This window comes from Sphingomonas sp. PAMC 26617, from assembly GCF_000242835.1.
Classification (GTDB): Bacteria; Pseudomonadota; Alphaproteobacteria; order Sphingomonadales; family Sphingomonadaceae; genus Sphingomonas.
The window spans coordinates 223,259-225,211 of sequence record NZ_JH594426.1 but is presented as its reverse complement, the minus strand read 5'-3'; the positions used below and the strand labels follow the sequence as shown (position 1 = coordinate 225,211).

Below are 1,953 nucleotides of genomic sequence, written 5' to 3'. Positions count from 1 at the left end.
AGAACATCCTGCAGGATGTGCTTGTCCAGGCTGAGGTCCGCGACCAGCTGCTTGAGCTTGCGGTTCTCCTCCTCGAGCAACTTCAGACGCCGCCGCTCTCCAACGCCGAGCCCGCCGTACATTCTCTTCCAGCGGTAGAAGGTCTGCTCCGAAATCCCCATCCGACGGATCACCTCCGCCACCGGTGTGCCCGTCTCCGCCTGCTTCAACGCGAACGCGATCTGGTCGTCTGTGTACTTCGACTTCTTCATGTCCCAGCTCCTTGCCCGCAGGCTTCTCAAGGCCGGAAAACTCTCGCTCAAACTGGATGAAAAAACAGGGAGGACGTCACTCGATCCGGCGATCCCGCGACCGATCCGGCGTAGGAGTTGTCATCGGACTGACACGTACAGCGCGACCCGGATGCGCAGCAAGTCAATTACAGAGTAGATGTGTCCCGCACGCTACCCTCAACGCGTGCCAGACGATGCGGAGCGACTGGCCTCGCTGGCGTTGCCTGCGCTGCAATTTGACAGCGGTTCCTAGAACTACATTGGGAGATTGTGTCGAGGGTGGATCCAGCGGCGCTCGGCAATGCGCGCAGCGCGTCGGCGAAGGCCTAGCAACGATGTTAAGGATCGCCTGCCAAACGGCGGTCTCGTCGATTGTGGCGGCGGTTCCCAGATTCTTATTTTTCCGTCCCGCGGCGGTGAAGCAGCGGAATCGAAAAAATTTCTATACGATCCCCCGCACAGCATGGCGAGGACTTCAGAGCCAAGGAACACTTTCCGTTACGATTGCGTTTTGGCTTCAGAAAGATGCTGTTGTGGCATCTGCCGACTGGAGGCTTTCCCATGCTTTGGACCATTGCCGTAATTCTCTTCATTCTCTGGGTCCTTGGGTTCGCTGTCCATATCGGGGGCGGGTTGATCCATCTTCTGCTGGTCGCTGCGGTGGTCGTGGTAATCTTCAACCTGGTAAGCGGCCGCCGCGCGGTATAGGCGGTCGCTTGACCTTACGTGTTCAGCAGCACGGCGCGGAGGGAAAACCGATCCCTCTTTGGCCGTGCCGCTATCGCCTGTCCGTAAATGGGCGTCAGCCGACCAACCGCTTTGCGCTGCGTCGTTGATGCAAAACTTTTGCAGACCGTGTGGAAAGTCGTGAACAGCGCGGTCGGCGTCACCGAATTCCAATCTCGAGCGGTTGGAGAGCCAAATAAGCCCGAAGGTGCTCTTTGAGGGCCTCGAGGCAGCGAGAGACGGCCTGTTGGAGGTCCGGTTGCCGTTTGAGGCGCGAGAAGGCCGTTTTTACGCCCTCACCGCGGCGATCAGGCCCGGCACGCCGACCAGGGTGATGGCCCGTCTGATGTTGTAGGCGAGCGCGGTCAGGCTGAACTCGCCGCGTACGTTCTCGAGCCGGCGCATCAGGAAAGCGCCTTGGCCCATCCAATGCTTGATGGTGCCAAAGGGATGTTCGACGCTGTTTCGCCGTTGGGCGAGTATGTCAGGGCGCAGTGCCAGCCGCGCTGCCATGCGGTCGAGAACAGCCTCGTTCTCCAGGCGCGAGACGCGGCGGAATGACCGGGTGCAGCGTGGCTTCATCGTGCAGACGGTGCAGGCATCGCTGTTGGCATAGTCGATCTTCACATTGTCGCGCGACTTACCCCGGTAGCGCGGCGAGAGCGTTGCCCCAGCCGGGCAGATAAAGACATCCTGGTCCGGCTCGTAGCGAAAGACTTCCTTGCTGAAAAAGCCCTCCCGTACGGCAGAGCCGCGGAGCGGCTTGGGCACATACGGGGTGACGCCTGCCGCCTCGCAGGCCTCGATGTCTTCGATCTTGAAGTAGCCGCGGTCGGCCACCGCATTGATCCGCTCGACGCCCAGTGCCTCCATTGCCGCTGTTGCGGTCTGCGCGAGCAGGCCCAGGTCGAGGACCTGGTTGCTCACCGCCTGCTCGGCGATCAGCTTGTGCTTG

3 protein-coding genes are annotated in these 1,953 nt (G+C 60.8%); 1 reads left to right on the top strand and 2 read right to left on the bottom strand.

Annotated elements, in window-relative coordinates:
* The coding region (locus RH91_RS19785; protein ID WP_029624111.1) for a transposase at positions 1-251 on the bottom strand (251 nt) is incomplete at its 3' end.
* 582 nt (positions 252-833) lie between these two features.
* Between RH91_RS19785 and RH91_RS19780 the strand changes: the two genes are divergently transcribed.
* Complete coding sequence (locus tag RH91_RS19780; protein WP_157137063.1) at positions 834-980, top strand: lmo0937 family membrane protein; 147 nt, start codon at positions 834-836, stop codon at positions 978-980.
* 306 nt (positions 981-1,286) lie between these two features.
* Here the strand turns inward: RH91_RS19780 and RH91_RS19775 are convergent.
* Positions 1,287-1,953, bottom strand: a 667-nt coding sequence (locus RH91_RS19775; protein WP_010165075.1) for a transposase, incomplete at its 5' end; no start/stop codon positions are given.

Bases quoted from the DNA above. Each gene is read 5' to 3' on its own strand.
- RH91_RS19780 (WP_157137063.1), top strand. From the start codon at position 834: ATGCTTTGGACCATTGCCGTAATTCTCTTCATTCTCTGGGTCCTTGGG.